This is a genomic window from Salinivibrio sp. PR5 (assembly GCF_001996085.1).
GTDB lineage: Bacteria > Pseudomonadota > Gammaproteobacteria > Enterobacterales > Vibrionaceae > Salinivibrio > Salinivibrio proteolyticus.
This window is the reverse complement of record NZ_MUFK01000027.1, coordinates 14,303-30,327: the sequence shown is the minus strand read 5'-3', so window position 1 is coordinate 30,327 and position 16,025 is coordinate 14,303. Positions and strand designations below refer to the sequence as shown.

The 16,025-nt window shown below is 51.0% G+C and carries 11 protein-coding genes; 7 read left to right on the top strand and 4 right to left on the bottom strand.

Annotated elements, in window-relative coordinates; all coding sequences use genetic code 11:
* Positions 1 to 66 precede the first annotated feature (66 nt).
* From BZG82_RS10655 to udp, 4 genes are all read left to right on the top strand, one after another.
* Positions 67 to 1,431 carry an MATE family efflux transporter gene (locus BZG82_RS10655; protein ID WP_077765816.1) on the top strand — a complete coding sequence of 455 codons (1,365 nt, stop codon included), beginning with the start codon at positions 67 to 69 and terminating at the stop codon, positions 1,429 to 1,431.
* A 324-nt stretch (positions 1,432 to 1,755) separates the two neighbouring features.
* Positions 1,756 to 2,982, top strand: coding sequence for a sodium/glutamate symporter (gene gltS / locus BZG82_RS10650; RefSeq protein WP_077481806.1), 1,227 nt, complete (start codon positions 1,756 to 1,758; stop codon positions 2,980 to 2,982).
* 206 nt (positions 2,983 to 3,188) lie between these two features.
* Positions 3,189 to 5,510, top strand: coding sequence for a zinc/cadmium/mercury/lead-transporting ATPase (locus tag BZG82_RS10645; RefSeq protein WP_077765815.1), 2,322 nt, complete (start codon positions 3,189 to 3,191; stop codon positions 5,508 to 5,510).
* A 219-nt stretch (positions 5,511 to 5,729) separates the two neighbouring features.
* On the top strand, positions 5,730 to 6,491 hold the full coding sequence (gene udp, locus BZG82_RS10640) for a uridine phosphorylase (RefSeq protein ID WP_069588323.1): 762 nt from the start codon (positions 5,730 to 5,732) through the stop codon (positions 6,489 to 6,491).
* Positions 6,492 to 6,573: 82 nt separating this feature from the next.
* Here the strand turns inward: udp and BZG82_RS10635 are convergent, their stop codons facing one another.
* Positions 6,574 to 7,743, bottom strand: coding sequence for a Card1-like endonuclease domain-containing protein (locus BZG82_RS10635; RefSeq protein ID WP_069588325.1), 1,170 nt, complete (start codon positions 7,741 to 7,743; stop codon positions 6,574 to 6,576).
* Between the two features lie 282 nt (positions 7,744 to 8,025).
* The gene (gene yccS, locus BZG82_RS10630; RefSeq protein ID WP_077765822.1) at positions 8,026 to 10,200 is read right to left on the bottom strand and encodes a YccS family putative transporter; all 2,175 of its coding nucleotides are present in this window, start codon (positions 10,198 to 10,200) and stop codon (positions 8,026 to 8,028) included.
* Between the two features lie 274 nt (positions 10,201 to 10,474).
* On the opposite strand from yccS, the gene helD reads away from it, so the two are divergent.
* Positions 10,475 to 12,550 carry a DNA helicase IV gene (gene helD, locus BZG82_RS10625; RefSeq protein WP_158076000.1) on the top strand — a complete coding sequence of 692 codons (2,076 nt, stop codon included), beginning with the start codon at positions 10,475 to 10,477 and terminating at the stop codon, positions 12,548 to 12,550.
* Between the two features lie 64 nt (positions 12,551 to 12,614).
* Here helD and BZG82_RS10620 read toward each other — a convergent pair whose 3' ends face one another.
* Positions 12,615 to 13,070 (bottom strand): methylglyoxal synthase, encoded by a 456-nt coding sequence (locus BZG82_RS10620; protein ID WP_077480246.1) that lies wholly within the window; start codon positions 13,068 to 13,070, stop codon positions 12,615 to 12,617.
* 317 nt (positions 13,071 to 13,387) lie between these two features.
* Here BZG82_RS10620 and BZG82_RS10615 point away from each other — a divergent pair, with 317 nt between their 5' ends.
* On the top strand, positions 13,388 to 13,873 hold the full coding sequence (locus tag BZG82_RS10615) for a hypothetical protein (RefSeq protein ID WP_069588330.1): 486 nt from the start codon (positions 13,388 to 13,390) through the stop codon (positions 13,871 to 13,873).
* 29 nt (positions 13,874 to 13,902) lie between these two features.
* Positions 13,903 to 15,018, top strand: coding sequence for an endonuclease/exonuclease/phosphatase family protein (locus tag BZG82_RS10610; RefSeq protein WP_077480245.1), 1,116 nt, complete (start codon positions 13,903 to 13,905; stop codon positions 15,016 to 15,018).
* Here the strand turns inward: BZG82_RS10610 and BZG82_RS10605 are convergent.
* Entirely contained in the window at positions 15,015 to 15,887 is an 873-nt protein-coding gene (locus BZG82_RS10605; RefSeq protein WP_077480244.1) for a ferric iron reductase, read from the bottom strand. The genes BZG82_RS10610 and BZG82_RS10605 overlap by 4 nt on opposite strands.
* Positions 15,888 to 16,025: the final 138 nt, after the last annotated feature.

Sequence of the window (16,025 nt, the reverse complement as noted above, 5' to 3'; positions counted from 1 at the left end):
TAACTCAGCACCGTATCGGCGATTGGGTATGATACTCGTCATCATACCCTGACGCACTATCTGACAATGCCAGTACAACCTCATTCACTGTCACGCCAGTTCTGGCGCTATACGTTACCTACCGTAGCCGCTATGTTGGTCAATGGCCTTTATCAAGTCATTGATGGCATTTTTATCGGTCAGGTCATGGGTGCTGATGGCTTGGCAGGCATTAACCTAATTTGGCCATTGATCGCGGGTATGTTGGGGGTGGGCTTGATGGTCGGTGTTGGCGCAGGGGCAAAAATAAGTGCTGCACGAGGAAAAGGGCATGATCTCTCAGGAGATCACACGCTAGCGGTCGCGATCGGATTAGTGCTACTTCTCAGTGTTTTTCTTAGCTTCGCACTGGTCGCGTGGGGCGAATATCTACTAGCACTTCAAGGCGCAGAGCAGGTGCCGCTGGCTTTTGCGGTGCAATACTTAGATGTACTGGTTTGGGCCAATGTGTTTACCCTCGGTTCGATGGCGGTGCCTATTTTACTGCGTAACGACGATCAACCTGGCTTGGCGACGCGATTGATGATGCTAGGCGCGCTGCTCAATATTGGTTTTGATCTGGTGTTTATCGTCTGGCTTGAGTGGGCATTAACCGGCGCCGCGATTGCAACTGCGTTAGCGCAAGCGGCGGTGACGCTGGTGGGCGTCAGCTACTTTTTTTCTCGGCGGAGTCGGCTGCAAGTTATTTGGCCTTCATGGTCACAGGCTTGGTCAATCACACGGCATATCTGTGCAATCGGTGCGGCGAGTTGGATTATGTACGGTTATAGCGCTGTGATGGTGGCGGTGCATAATCACCTTTTAATGCTGCACGGCGGAAAACTGGCGGTAGGGGCGTATGCCGTGATCGGCTATGTGGTGATTGTGTACTATTTGCTAGCCGAAGGGGTAGCCAATGGGATGCAACCTTTAGTGAGTTTTTATGCGGGTGCCAGTCAGCCACACTGGGTAAAGCGGTGCTTATTGATGGCGTTGTCTTGTGTCTTAGTGACGGGCGTTGCCTTTGTGGCAGTGATCAATGGCTTACCCAACACCTTGGCACGCGTATTTGTTGGCAGCGGCAATCCTGCCTTACTGGATAGCACAGTCAATGGGCTACGGTTGCACCTGATCCTTCTGTTTCTCGATGGCTTTATTGTCGTTGCCGCCGCGTACTTTCAAGCCATTCATCACGGGCGAACCGCGCTAATGATCAGTATCGGTAATATCGTACTGCAACTCCCGTTTTTGTTTCTGTTTGCGTCATATTGGCAATTGGATGGGGTTTGGCTGGCCTATCCGGCCTCTAATTTGGCATTGGCAATACCTGTGGGGGCATGGTTAGCGATCGATCTGCGACGCCGCCTCCGTCATTTGTCGCCAACAGATGCGAATGTAGGCGATTTTTGCTGAAAATGTCGACAACATTACTCACTGGCTTTGAGGTGAATAACCTTGCTAATTCAATGATTAGCAGCGATATCGACGCATAAAGTTCGATACTTGGTGCCAAAATCACAGATTTCTGCTATTGTGCCGCGAATCAGACATACCGAGGCGTCAAGCAACTGTTGGCGATACTCGCAGTGTCAAACAACTAAAAACGATAAGCAGGATGCTGAGATGTCGTTGGGATGTGGAAGCCAGCATTGACTTCAACGTGAATAACATGAGGTAAAAGACAAAGGTCAAATTGGATTATCAGGGAGGATGTGATGAGAGAAACAAAGAGGTTATATGTATCAACTCAATTCTATTGGTGCACTAGAGTCATTTTTGATCGCCATTGGTGTGCTTTTTCTAGGCCATTTTGTTAATTCAAAAATTCCTGCATTACGTAAATTTAATATCCCCGAGCCTATTGTCGGCGGATTAATTATTGCCTGTGTTATTGCAGTGCTGCATTCAAACGGTATAGATTTTAAATTTGACTTGCCGTTAAAAAGCACCTTTATGCTAATGTTTTTTGCCACTGTGGGTTTAGCGGCTAATTATAAACAATTGGTGAAAGGTGGGTTAAAAGTATTTTGGTTCCTCGCTATCGCTTCTGTCTACATTATTATTCAGAATGCGATTGGGGTGAGCTTTGCATCGATGCTTGGCTTGGATCCACTGATGGGCCTTGTGGCTGGCTCCATTACCTTGTCTGGTGGGCATGGCACAGGCGCGGCATGGGCACAGATATTGACCGATGAATACGGTATCCAGAGCACGCTCGAGATTGCAATGGCCTCCGCCACACTCGGTTTGGTCATTGGTGGCATTATCGGCAGCCCGGTTGCTCAACGCTTGATTAATAAGCACCAATTAGAATCAGAATATGGTCGTGGCACGACGACACATCAGAAGTATCCTGAGTTGGTGACCTATAACGAAAATGAAGAAGACAAAGTAACTGCGAAGAAAGTGATCGAAGTCTTATTCATCTTATTGCTTTGTATTACGGGCGCGCGTTATTTATCAGAATGGGTTAATAGTTTCAATATTCAGTGGTTAATGATCCCGGACTTTGTATATGCCTTGTTTTTGGGTGTGATTGTTACTAATACCCTTGAGATCTTTAAATTTAGAAAGTTGGAATCAGAAACGGTTGATATGGTCGGGACAGTATCATTGTCATTATTCCTTGCCATGGCGCTGATGACATTGAAGCTTTGGAATATTCTCGACCTAGCTGTCCCTTTCTTGATTATTCTGACCATTCAGTCGATCGTAATCGGTGTATTTAGCTACTACGTGACATTTAAGTTGATGGGAAGTAACTACACTGGGGCAGTTATCGCCGGTGGCCATTGTGGCTTTGGACTAGGTGCCACGCCGACAGCCGTGATGAATATGGGATCGATTGTTAATCGGTTTGGCCCAGCGCCTCAAGCCTTTATGGTGGTGCCCATTGTCGGTGCTTTCTTCATCGATATTGTGAATCTTATCATTCTGCAGGGCTACATTTTTATTATTCAGTAAGCCGAACGCGCTCAGTGCTGATCACTGAGCGCACTTTTCTCTCTTTCTTTCCCCACATCACAGCGCTTTCCCTTTATTCAAGCACTTTCCCCGACCCACAACGTAAGACAAATGTGATTAGTTTAGATCATCGCTTGACTCTGGAGTAGGCTCCAACCCTTATAGTAGGTATAAACGTTCGATATACCGTCAATAAGGAGCCGACTATGTGTAAACACTGTGGATCGCATCATTGTCAGCAACCCCATCACCATCAGAATCCGACCACTTCTGCGGTTGGAACCACACAATGTGCACCAGACAGCGGGTGTTGCAGCAGTCATGCGGAGGGCGAGGGTAACGCCGGCGATGATGATCCGGATGAGCATTGCCACGCGCATGCTCAGCGACAAAATGCAGACACCCCTTCTGAGCGTACATCAATCGATTCAGTGAATGCGCACGAGTGGGGCGTGACCGGTATGGACTGTCCGAGCTGTGCCGCGAAACTCGAAAAAGCCATTCTGGCAACGTCAGGCGTAGCGCAAGCACAGGTGATGTTTGCAACGGAGAAACTGCGTGTTACTTATACGGCCGATGCACAGGCTTCTACCGAGCGTGCTGTTGAACAAGCCGCCCAAAAAGCGGGCTTTCCTCTCGTCGCTCTCAACCAAACCCAACCTGAGGTAACCGGATGGAAAAAGTGGCGGCAAGATGCGCTGTTATTCGGGCTAATTGCGGTCATGATGGTGGCATGGGGGCTCCATTACTGGTCTGAACCTTTATCGGGGGCGCTGTTTACTTTGGCGACCTTAGTTGGACTGGCGCCAATCGTGGGCAAAGCGATACGACTGGTAAAAAGCGGATCACCTTTTTCTATTGAAACACTGATGAGTATCGCCGCACTCGGGGCCTTGTACTTGGGTGAGACCACCGAGGCCGCGATGGTGCTGGTACTGTTCCTGATTGGTGAAAGACTGGAAGGTTATGCTGCCTCACGGGCACGAGATGGCATTCAGTCACTGATGGCCTTGGTTCCTGAGACAGTGACTCGCGTTCATGCATCTGGTGAGCGTGAAACCGTGGCGGCGAGCGCACTGCAACCGGGCGATGTGATTGAAATTAGCGCTGGTGAGCGTTTGCCTGCAGATGGCCAGTTGATGGGGGCAATGGCAAGCTTTGACCAAAGTGCGCTAACGGGAGAGCCCATCCCGGTTGATATTGAGGTCGGTGATGCTGTGATGGCAGGCAGCCTTGCGACTGATAAAACGGTCCAGCTTACCGTCACATCCGCACAAGGCGAAAATGCGATTGACCGGATCTTACGCTTAATCGAACAGGCTGAGTCGAAAAAAGCACCGATTGAGCGGTTTATCGATAAATTTAGCCGTTGGTATACGCCGACCATGATTGCGCTTGCCGCATTAGTCGTTGTGGTCCCGCCGTTGTTTTTTGCCGCCAGTTGGCAAGAGTGGTTGTATCGAGGCCTTGCTTTGCTATTGATTGCGTGTCCATGTGCATTGGTGATTTCAACGCCGGCAGCGATCACATCAGGTCTGGCGACGGCAGCGCGTCGAGGCGCACTGATTAAAGGCGGTGCGGCGTTAGAAATGCTCGCCAGTGTCAATGCGGTCACTTTTGATAAAACCGGCACGCTCACAGAGGGGAAACCGATCGTTACCGATGTGCTGACATGGCAAGGTGACGAGAAGGACTTACTTAAGTATGCCACTGCAATCGAGCGAGGCAGTCATCATCCATTGGCCAAATCCTTGGTGCTTTATACCGCCGAACGAGGCATTGAAGTGCCAGACGCACACAACATCCAAGCGCAAGCGGGACAGGGTGTGAAAGGGGATGTCGATGGGTGTCGGATTAGTCTGATCGCACTCGACCGACTGACGGATGACATGCTGACACCGAATCAGCGACACCAAGCCGGTGAGATTGCACAGCGAGGTGTCACGGTGGCGGTCGTCATGGTCGAGGGTGCGCCGCATGGTCTGATTGGCTGGCGTGATACCTTGCGGGGCGATGCCAAGCAAGCCGTCAACCAGTTACGTGATTTAGGTATTCATCCGGTGATGCTAACCGGTGACAATCCGGCTGCGGCAGCAGAGATTGCAGGAGAGCTGGGTATCGACTTTCGCGCAGGCTTATTGCCGGAAGATAAAGTTCATGCTGTTGAAGCCCTAGCGAAACACTATCGTGTTGCTATGGTGGGAGATGGTATTAATGACGCACCGGCGATGAAAGCGGCGCAATTAGGCGTAGCGATGGGAAGTGGTACGGATGTTGCGCTTGAAACGGCTGATGCGGCATTAAGTCATAACCGTTTGACTGAATTGCCCGGGATTTTACAGCTGGCGCGCGCAACGCAGGCGAATGTCCGTCAAAACATTACCATTGCGTTAGGTCTAAAAGGTGTTTTTCTGGTCACGAGTGTCTTGGGGATCACCGGGCTTTGGGTGGCGGTGTTAGCGGACAGTGGCGCGACGGCGCTGGTCACGTTGAACGCATTACGGCTGTTGCGAGACAAGCGCCAATAAAGCTGACAGCGTTTGTCTGCATATGCCGTCATAAAGTGATAACGATCTCTAAACTCTGAAATCTGTAAGGATTGACAGTGTAATAGGTCGATAAAAGTCACATAAATACCCGAAGAATTGGGTATCCTAGACGCATAACAACTTCGAGTTCAGGCCTGCTTTGGCAGGCCTTTAATCATTTGAAGATGCTGCTGACAGCATCCAGCGAGGAGACTGATTATGTCTGATACCCCTGTATTCCACCTTGGCGTTAACCATGCCGACCTACAAGGCGCCACTACTGCGATTATTCCAGGCGATCCTGCGCGAGTAGAAAAAATTGCCAACCTGATGGACAACCCAACCTTTCTTGCCTCTCAGCGCGAGTATACCTTGTACCTAGGTTGGTTAGACGGCAAGCCTGTGGTGGTTTGTTCAACCGGTATCGGTGGCCCATCAACCTCGATTGCGGTTGAAGAACTGGCGCAATTGGGTGTGCGCACCTTCTTGCGTGTCGGCACTACCGGCGCCATTCAACCTAACATTAATGTCGGCGATATGATCGTCACCACAGGGTCTGTTCGCCTTGATGGCGCGAGCACCCATTTTGCACCGATGGAATTCCCAGCCGTGGCTAACTTTGATGTGGCAACGGCCATGAAAGCGGCGGTTGATGAAGATGGCGCAACGGTTCATACCGGTGTGACTGCATCAAGTGATACTTTCTATCCGGGTCAAGAGCGCTACGATACCTTCAGTGGTCGCGTTGTACGTCGCTTCCAAGGCTCGATGCAAGAGTGGCAAGACATGGGCGTGCTGAACTTTGAAATGGAATCCGCCACGCTACTTACCATGTGTGCTAGCTCCGGTCTGCGCGCGGGCTGTGTAGCAGGTGTGATTATTAATCGTACCCAAAAAGAGATCCCTGACCACGCAACGCTTAAAGAAACCGAAGCGCGCTCGATCAAGATTGTGGTTGAAGCTGCTCGTAAACTGCTGTAATTCAGACATTGCGGTATCAAAAAAACGCGGTGCTCATCATGAGCGCCGCGTTTTTTTATGATGGCCAATCTGAGCGCGCGAGTTAGCTGGTGCGAATTGCGACAGTACCGCCGGCGGCGACAAACCAATCATAGAGATGGGTACGTAAATTACCGAGTTGATCTGGACCAATCAGTGCTAATCCCAGATCGGTAGCTCGAGTAATATCGTGATGGCGCAACGGACGGAAGCTCACCAACATCGCTCGCGCCTGTAACCCTCCGAGCAGATCGCGCAGCGACTCTAGCTTGTACAAGGTGTCGTCGCCATCGCTCGACATACCTTTGGTTTTACACTCAATAATATGCAGTTTGTTATTGACCACAGTCGCCACATCAAGCTCGTTACGCACTTCGCGCTCGCCAATCTGGCGATACACTTGCACGGAGAGTGAATTATCTTGAATGGTTGGCATTTCTTTTTGAATGGACGTGACGGTGTAATGCACGTAGCTTTCTAACCATTCACCATTGGCAAAGCGACGCGCTTCCTCACAACTAAAGGTTAGCACCCCATTTTGGTATGTTGCGAGCCCAGCTTCAGTCAGATCGTCAAGCAGCATACCGAGTTCACGGTAGCCTTGCTGTTTCTCGCTTAACGTCACATCAAGGCACTGTTCCTTGCGACACGTGGTGGCTAAATAGTTCAGTGTCGCCAAGCCGGGTCCTAATTCATAAGCATTGCTGGCCCATTTTTCGCCCAAACGATAAATATCATCGGTTAAACAACCCACTACATCTTCATCATGACGCTCACAACGGGCGCCAAAAATCGTGAGGTATTCGGTCAAGCTAATATGGTCTTCGACTTGCTGTTGTGGCAACCCGTCTGGATACAACCAGCACAATTCATCGCTATAAGGTTCAATGACATAGCTGGGCCATTGATAGGTGCGAAAAACTTCATAAGCAGACAGCAGTTGATGACGCAGACCACAGCTCGCGTTAAAAAGGATATCTTCAGAGGTGGTGCTAAGCTGTTCGGCCAGTTGTTTCACTTGGCTTTTTAATTCACGGATATTGATATCATCGGAGATTTCAAAAAACTCGGTTTCGATGCCTTTTGGCGCAAGTACGCGGGTAAGGCGTTCAAATTCTAGGTCTTGCTCAAGGGTGCCTATTAACACCAACTTGCTCACCGGCAGTTGCTGGTGTAACACGGGGGTGACCAATCGGACGGGATCCGAGTCGATGATTCCTACATGAATAGCCATAATTGCTCCAGGCGGGCGATGCGGCTAAACGAGCCGCTAAAAATATAAGTGTATACCCTAGCTTCCAAACGAGTCATTTGGGTATAGCGTTAAGTCACTTCAGGTGGCTGTATTAATAATATCCGGTCTGTATCTTGGGCTTTCAACCGTCAACAACGTAAATTGTTGTAAATTGACGTCCCGCTGACTTAACGTTGGCGTGAAAACCGAGTATCCCCACGCAACGTGAGTATTGGTACACAAGGTGAGTCACCGAAGGCGGGAGCTCGGCCCCGCCGTTAATTATGCGCGACTTTGCTTCAGAGCTTGTTGGCGTAGCGTAAGTGTCAACTGGTTAAGCTCTGGCAGCATGCGCTGAATCAGTTGTAATTGCTGCAATACCATCGTCAGCGGTGTGTTATCGACAGGCTCTACGTAGCCGCCGTGAGTCTGATGCATGTCATCAGTGGTCTGTAACGCCAGCAGTGCATCATGGTTGGTAGGCTGGGCCAGTAGCTCGGTTAATTGGGTTAACCCTTGGTGGATATCACGGTGAAGCTGGGCCACTTTTTGATGGTTGACTTCATCATCCATCCGGCTTCGATGCGCGCCAAGGGCAGAGATATAGCTTAGCATCGCGTTGTTTAAACATAAGAAACGGAAGGTTTCTTCGATGTTGGTGCGATAGCGGCCGGGCTCCGCCAACATATTACTGATCGCGGTAGTCAGCTCCGCATCCGCATTGTGCGCTTGGCGCCGCGCAATTCGATAGGCAAGGGAATCGCGTTTACCTACTCGGTACTGAGCAATCACGTGGGCTAAATAGTCCCGATTGGCTTGCAAGGCTTCTGTCATGATCCCGCGGAGACGGTGCGCTTGCCAGTCGGGCAACACATAACGGACCGCCGCAACGGCAATCAAACAGCCAATAACGGTATCGCCCAAACGCGGTAAGATCACTGCGAAACCTTCCCCGAACTGACTAAAGCACATTAATACTAATAAGGTGATAAACAAGGTGGCTAGGGTGTACTGAACGGTGCGGAACGCGAAAAATAGCACCCCAGTGACGACCATCAAGGCCAATTGACTGCTGGGATCGGGAAACAGATATAAGGCCGGCACGCCGAGTAGCAAGCCAGCCACAGTGCCGACAATCCGCTCTTTAAGCTTACTGCGTGTGGCTGAGTAATTGGTTTGGCAAACGAACTGAATGGTCATCAAGATCCAAAAGCCATGCTCAAGCGAGAGGCCTTGAATCACGCCATACCCCGCGAGGAGCGATAACGACAAGCGCACCGCATGGCGAAAACGCAACGATCGAAACGTCAGTTGTTGGCGAATGCGAAAGAGCATCTCACCAACAGAGCGCGCATCGGGATCAGCCAATTCATTTTCTTGGGCTCGGCTATCAACTGCGAGGTTACTCAAACTCGCCAACTGCTGCTCAACCGTCTCCAGGTTTTTGTATAAAAACTGCAACTGATTCAGCAATGCGGTGCGAGTATGGCTGTCTTGGTGTTTAGCCAAATACGCCATCGATTGCTGGATAGCCGTTAATGCTTGCTGTCCTGCATGATGATGTTGATAGCTGATCCCCAACGAGAGCGCTTGCGCTACCTCACGGCACGCGCGTGCTTGTACATTGAGTAATGCTTCGAAGCGAAACAAAATGTCCGAGTGGAAAAAGTGGGCGGCAAGATCTTGGTAACGATAATGGGATGAGCTAACCCGCTCGTGAATGTCTTGGGCGATAAAATACGTTTGCAGCAAGGTTTGATGCCGCTGGGTCAGACGGCCGCGTCGTGCTCGCGCCAGTAATGATGCTTTGGCTTGGTTGAGCGCGGCTACCACTTGCGCATTTTGGTTGGCGGCGGCGATACGAGTAGGTTGCGGAACCAATTCGGCAACCGGATGGAACAAACTGGACTTGGTTTCCATGTACGTGGCGGTTTGGCGAAAGACCGCTGCGAGCCGATGCTGCACGGGACGGTGCGGCCAAATCACAATCCAAACCAGTGACAGTAACCCGTACCAAAATGCGCCTGAGAGCAGCATCATGGGTTGAAGCCACAGATCACTGCCTTGCTCCATCCCCAACATGGTGTATACCGCCAGTAGCAATGAGGCAAAGGCGATGGTGCCATAACGCTCCCCAATGGCCCCCAGCATGATAAAGCCAAAACTGGAAACGGTTAGCCCTAATGCAAACAGCCAAGGCCAATCGTAAAGCAATTCAACCGAGAAAGAGGCGACCGCGAAGCAGGTGAGCGTCACGCCCAAGGCTTTTATCCGACCCCATAGGTGATCATCCACTTCCGCTAATGCTGAAGCGATGACCCCGAGCACCAGTGGCGTGACAATATCGGTGCGACCAGCGTATCCCGCGTAAAGGGCAACCCCCATTAAAGCGATTAGGACGCGGATACTGTCATTGATACGGTGGTTCGCCCAGTATTCACGTAGCGTCAGTGGCATCGAAGGAAAGCGTGGCAACGAAAAGGACATAAAAACACGGATTAAGCCAACAATGAGGGCAAGATAGCAGAAAGACACTGAAAAACTAAGCGTCATCCGCGCGTTTTCGTGCGCTTTTTAGAAATAGCTTGCGACAAGTCAAATCCATGGCGTGCTATAGGTAATGCGGCGGAAGCCATATTGCTAGTGAATTGATTTATCGAGAGTTGCGCAGTAGCATGCCTGTCATCTTATCAAGGCTGGAAAGCGCGTTTTTACGCACTGACTCATGAGTATGAAACTCTCCGCAAACCTCTGGGCACAATGGCTTGTTTATGGCGACCATTACAGCTTGCAGCTCGAAGATGACGGCTTACTGCTCGAATCTCGTCACCATCGGCAATATATTCCTTTTTCGGCATGGGATGGGCAGCTCACGGTGTCGCGCGGGTTGCTGTGGGGAACGATTTCGCTCACCGGTTATACTGACGAGGGCGATCCGCTGCCTTTTGAGGTTTTTGGCTTGCCTTGGCACCGTGCCCAGCAGGCAGGGCAAACCATTTATCGCAGTTATCAAGCCTATATTGCCCGTTATCAAAAACGGCTGGCGATGATCCGGCCCAGTTTGCTGGCAGAGTATGATGCACTGGTGAATACACCCGCTTATGTTCGCTTATCGCAATTGCGCGCGGCGCAACAAATCCTAGTCGACAAGCTAGAAGGCGAGGGGATCCCAGCCTCATTCTTGGCCAGCTTAGATGAAGTGATGGCAACGACACTGGCACCCGTTTTGCGGGGGGATAAACAGTGGCTCAAGACGCGCAATCAGCAATGGCAAGCGGTGACGCTCAATCAGTGGCAAACTTGGTTTGATCGCATCGAATCATCGCCATTGAATGACGGGCAGCGCGCCGCCGTGCTCACCGATGAATCTCATACCTTGGTGGTGGCGGGGCCCGGTAGTGGAAAAACCAGCGTATTGGTGGCACGCGCCGCCTACTTGATTGAAAGTGGTCAAGCCAAACCAGAGCAACTATTGCTGCTGGCCTTTGGTCGTGATGCCGCTGAAGAACTGAAAACGCGGATAAAGACTAAAACCGGCCATGAAGTGAATGTCACTACCTTTCATGGCTTTGCTCGCCAGCAACTTGCCGAGCACCAAGGGCAGGCGCCGATGATTTCTCCACTCGCCAGTGATGATACAGCCAAAGCGGCGTGGCTGACTCAAACACTTGCCGAACAGTGGCAACAGCCCTCTCCCCGTAAAGCATGGGATAAACTGCATCAGCAACAAACACTGCCGCTTGATGAGAACACTGAACTGACTGCGTGTGCCCATGACAGCCGGTTGCACACTTGGGTTTGGTCGCGCCTTTCACGGGTGATCCAAGCCAATACCACCAAGCGTGCGTTGACCGATAAACTGGCAAGCTATGAGGAGCAGAGTGCGTTAAAAAATGAACTGGCGGTGATTTGGCCATTGTACCAAGCCTACAAACAGGCGCTAAAAGCGGAGAACGCGGTAGACTTTGATGGATTGATTACCCAAGCCACCAAGCTGTTTCAGCAGCGAAAATTCACCACGCCCATCCAGTTTGTCATGGTTGATGAATACCAGGACATTTCGCCGGCACGGTTGGCAATGTTAGAGGCACTGTGTCACGGTAAAGCGGACAGTGAAACCCAATCACCACGCGCCTCCTTGTATGCCGTGGGGGATGATTGGCAAGCCATTTATCGCTTTGCTGGTGCCGATGTCAGCTTAACCACAGAGTTTGCACAGCGTTTCGGTGACAGTGAAATTTGCTGGCTGACCACCTGTTATCGCTATCCGTCTACCTTGGGGAAGGTGGCGCAGCAGTTCATTGAGCAAAACCCCAAGCAGCTCAGCAAACAGTTGGATTATGCGCGTGACAAGGCACCAGCGAAAGCGCCTAAAGTGATCAAGGTGATCACGGACGATACGTTAGAAAAAACGCTGGCAAGTTTGGCTAAAAAGCACGCCAAAGCAGAGCATGCAGTGAGTGTGATGCTGCTAGGCCGCACGCATGCCGTTTGTCCTGACGCGCTAGAAAGCTGGCAGAATGCGTATCCTTCATTGGCGCTTCGCTATACCACTGCACACGCCAGCAAGGGGCAAGAAGCGCACTATGTGTTCATCCTTGGCATGGATGAAGGGGTCTTCCCGGCCAAGCCGCGTTCGCTCTCACTCGATGAGGCGTTACTGGGAAAAAATGAAGAGCCGATTGAGCACGCGGAAGAACGACGACTGTTTTATGTCGCCCTGACACGCGCACAAAAACAAGTGTGGCTTGTACACCAAAAAGGCCGTGCCTCATCGTTTGTGGCGGAACTGAAAGGGTATCAGTGAGACAGTCCCCACACTGTTAGCCATAGACGACATTAGTCATCGACGGACAGTGCGGGGTAAAAGATTATAAGCGCTCGTCTAAATAAGCTTGATAATCAGGGATTTGAATATCCACTTCTTGACCAAATAACGGTGAGGTAATCAAAAAGCTTGCGGTGGCGCGGTTGGTGGCAACGGGAATATTCCATACGGTGCTGACACGCAGTAGCGCTTTGACATCTGGATCATGCGGGACGGCATTGAGCGGATCCCAAAAGAAAATCATCGCATCGATTTTCTGTTCAGAAATCATGGCGCCCAGTTGTTGATCACCCCCCATCGGGCCACTAATCAAAGGGGTGATCGTTAATCCGGTTTCGCGCGCAAGAATATGCCCGGTGGTGCCGGTCGCATAAAGCTCATGCTGACTCAGCACATCTTGGTGTTTTTTAACCCACTCACTCAAGGCGTCTTTGTAGTGATCGTGGGCCACTAATGCAATGTGTTTGCGCGCGGACATGGTGCGAGACGTTTGTTTCATGCTGCTTCCTATTTAAAACATGGCGGTTTAACGTCAAACTGCGTTTATCAGGGTGTTATCGAAGCCTAATTCAATCCGGTAGTGAAATATAGCGTACCGCTGACAAAACCTTGGCATAGCACTGTTTAGAGTGTCACATAATAAGAAAAAACTGACGCATCCAATGAAAAACGTCAGGATTTTCAGTCACAAGTTAACCAAGCACGCAAAAGTAGCGCGACAACCCATCGAAGTGGCAACAAAAAGGCTACAGTTAACTAACAAGGCAAAGGAAGTGCCTAGTCATGCAGGAGAGTTTATGAGCAAGGAGTACGCGTATGTGGGTGACACTGGATTTTGAAGCATCCGGTTTGTCGTTATCGTCTTATCCCATCGAAGTGGGATACGTGTTGCCAAGTGGCGACAGCAACAGTTTTTTGATTGACCCTTCCACCGCCAGTGGGCACTGGAATCACTGGGACAAAGAAGCCGAAACCCGAATACATGGGATCTCGCGTGAACGCCTTTTTAGCGAAGGCATCAGTGTGCTCGATGTATGCCAGCATCTCAACCAGACCCTCGCGCCTTTTGATCATGTTTTGTGCGATAGTCAATGGGATCTGTTTTGGATGGGGCGGCTTTACAAAGCCTGCTACATGCGTCCTTCATTCACCCTAATGGAGGTGAATCAATGGCTAAAAAAGCACAGTGATCTCGATCGGCGTGACTTTAGCCGCGAAATGGAGGCGTTGGGGCCAGCACCGCATCGTGCTGAAGAAGATGCGCGACAAATTCGTCGTGCCCTCGATAGCTTGTTAAAATAGCCCATCATGTAGCGCATTGTTGGGATGTTATGACAGCACCTTCAACCCTTAGGTTGGCACAATTCAACCTGTCTCTAGCGGGACGTCAGGCCGGCGAGATCAAAGCAAAGATGTTAGCGCCCACCCCCAGCCGGCAAATTAAAAACCTCGCCGCGACCTTACAACGTGTGCGGCCCGATGTGGTGGTGCTTTGCGAGTTTGATCATCCGGGCAACGGTGGCGACGATGGTGCGCTCGCCGCATTTTGTGAGCGGCATTTGGCTGAATCGCAACACGGTGACATGCCGATTGATTATCCGTATCGCTACTTGCCTGCCACCAACACGGGGTTAAAACTCACGGTGCCAGTCAGTGAGCATCAACACTTAACGAATGCTCAGCAGTGTCATGGTTTTGGCGACTATCATGGTCAATTTGGCTATGTGATTTTATCGCGTTACCCCATCGAAGACGATGCGATTCGCACTTGGCAGCACTTTGCATGGCATCAATTACCTCACCATCAACTCCCAGCGGAGTATTACACCGAACAAGCACAACAGGCGCTACGTCTCGCCTCGAAAAACTTGGTGTCAGTGCCGATTCTGGTTGGTGATGAACGAATACAAGTGGTGGCCTGTCATCCCACACCGCCCGTGTTTGATGGGCCAGAAAAGCGTAACTGGCGGCGCAACAGTGATGAAATTCACCAACTGATTGGCCTTTTGGATAACGCCGACTGGCTGGTGGACGACAAGGGCGCTCACGGCGGGCTTTCCCCCGAGACGCCGTTTGTGGTGATTGGCGATTTAAATGCAGATCCGAGCTACGGCGATGGGGATAAGCAAGCCATTGGCGCTTTGCTCAATCATCCGCGTGTGCATCCCGAGGTCGCTCTCGGCGCACAGGTGCCAAAAAGTGAGGCGGCACGGTCTCACGCCTTTCGCTTTATCGATGGTAAAGGGCGGGCAATTGCTACCCATAACGGTGGGTTGCGCCTCGATTATGTCCTACCTTCGTGTGAGCTCGCGGTGTTAGCCTCCGGCGTATTTTGGCCTGCCCCTGATGATGCCGACTACCCACTGATTTGTGATAAAAACGGCCAAGAGCATGCGCGTGTTCACTCCGATCATCGTCTTGTTTGGGTCGATGTGGCGCTGAGTTAGCGAGGCTGCGTGTCCAGTGCCACGCCTTCACGCTGACACGCAACTTCTGCAAGGCGCTTAGCTTGTTCGTCAGGTTTTAAAAAGCAGCAGGTTGAGCAATAACTGTGTTCATCAACGGTAAAGATCCGGCAGCAGCCGCCGCGCAGACGGAAGCTATGGGTTTGCAGCACGGTTTGGGTGTCGTTCGGATCGTAGACGGTCACATCGTGAAAACCACTTCGCTTGCTATAAAGCGGGGTGCCGCGTTGATGGACGATCGACAGCGCCGCGTCACGTGCGGCCTGCTCACAATCACGATGTTTACCCACCATCAAAAAGGCAATACAGATTGAATCGGCAACCACTTTCCAAAGTGGCCCCTCACGCATACCGCTTTGTTCCGCGACCGCATCAACGATTGGCGAAAAGTGACGTAATAACGCGCCGTGCAAAATCGTTAGCCACTCTTCTGCCGCAGGTTGTTTCCAGCCAATCAAGGCATTGAGATAAAAATGAGGCTTGTGATACACCAGCTCCTTGCCATTCGGTTTGGTGACACGGGTAGGCTGGTATTTAACTTGCCAGTTATCTAAGTCCAGCGAGGGGAGTTGTCCAGCCTGAAGCCAGCTAGCCAGCACTGGAAGCAAAAACTCATAGGCATAGGCGCCGATAAAAAGCGTGCCTTGGGCACGGCTATCGGCATCGCCATAGGTCGAGTTTACCGCGGCAAAACATTGCGCCAGTCCTTGTGGTGTGGTGAGTTGTTCCCGAAGCGACAAGCCTTGCACATCATCAGGGATCACTGACAAGCCTAATGCGGTGGGAAAAGGGGACAGTGCAACCGCGGCAGGCAGTTGTGGTGCTTCAAAGCTAGGATCGGCCGCGTTCATCAACACTCCTTATGATTGGCGCCTAAAAGGCGAAATTTAGCATGCGCAGCAATCAATTGTAAGAGTGATTCGTATTTAGATATCAAGGCGCTATCGTAACGATTGGGGACAAGGTGTTGTAGAGGAAGTGATTGAAAA

Bases quoted from the DNA above. Each gene is read 5' to 3' on its own strand.
- BZG82_RS10655 (WP_077765816.1), top strand. From the start codon at position 67: ATGCCAGTACAACCTCATTCACTGTCACGCCAGTTCTGGCGCTATACG.
- gltS (WP_077481806.1), top strand. From the start codon at position 1,756: ATGTATCAACTCAATTCTATTGGTGCACTAGAGTCATTTTTGATCGCC.
- BZG82_RS10645 (WP_077765815.1), top strand. From the start codon at position 3,189: ATGTGTAAACACTGTGGATCGCATCATTGTCAGCAACCCCATCACCAT.
- udp (WP_069588323.1), top strand. From the start codon at position 5,730: ATGTCTGATACCCCTGTATTCCACCTTGGCGTTAACCATGCCGACCTA.
- BZG82_RS10635 (WP_069588325.1), bottom strand. From the start codon at position 7,743: ATGGCTATTCATGTAGGAATCATCGACTCGGATCCCGTCCGATTGGTC.
- yccS (WP_077765822.1), bottom strand. From the start codon at position 10,200: ATGCCACTGACGCTACGTGAATACTGGGCGAACCACCGTATCAATGAC.
- helD (WP_158076000.1), top strand. From the start codon at position 10,475: ATGAAACTCTCCGCAAACCTCTGGGCACAATGGCTTGTTTATGGCGAC.
- BZG82_RS10620 (WP_077480246.1), bottom strand. From the start codon at position 13,070: ATGAAACAAACGTCTCGCACCATGTCCGCGCGCAAACACATTGCATTA.
- BZG82_RS10615 (WP_069588330.1), top strand. From the start codon at position 13,388: ATGTGGGTGACACTGGATTTTGAAGCATCCGGTTTGTCGTTATCGTCT.
- BZG82_RS10610 (WP_077480245.1), top strand. From the start codon at position 13,903: ATGACAGCACCTTCAACCCTTAGGTTGGCACAATTCAACCTGTCTCTA.
- BZG82_RS10605 (WP_077480244.1), bottom strand. From the start codon at position 15,887: ATGAACGCGGCCGATCCTAGCTTTGAAGCACCACAACTGCCTGCCGCG.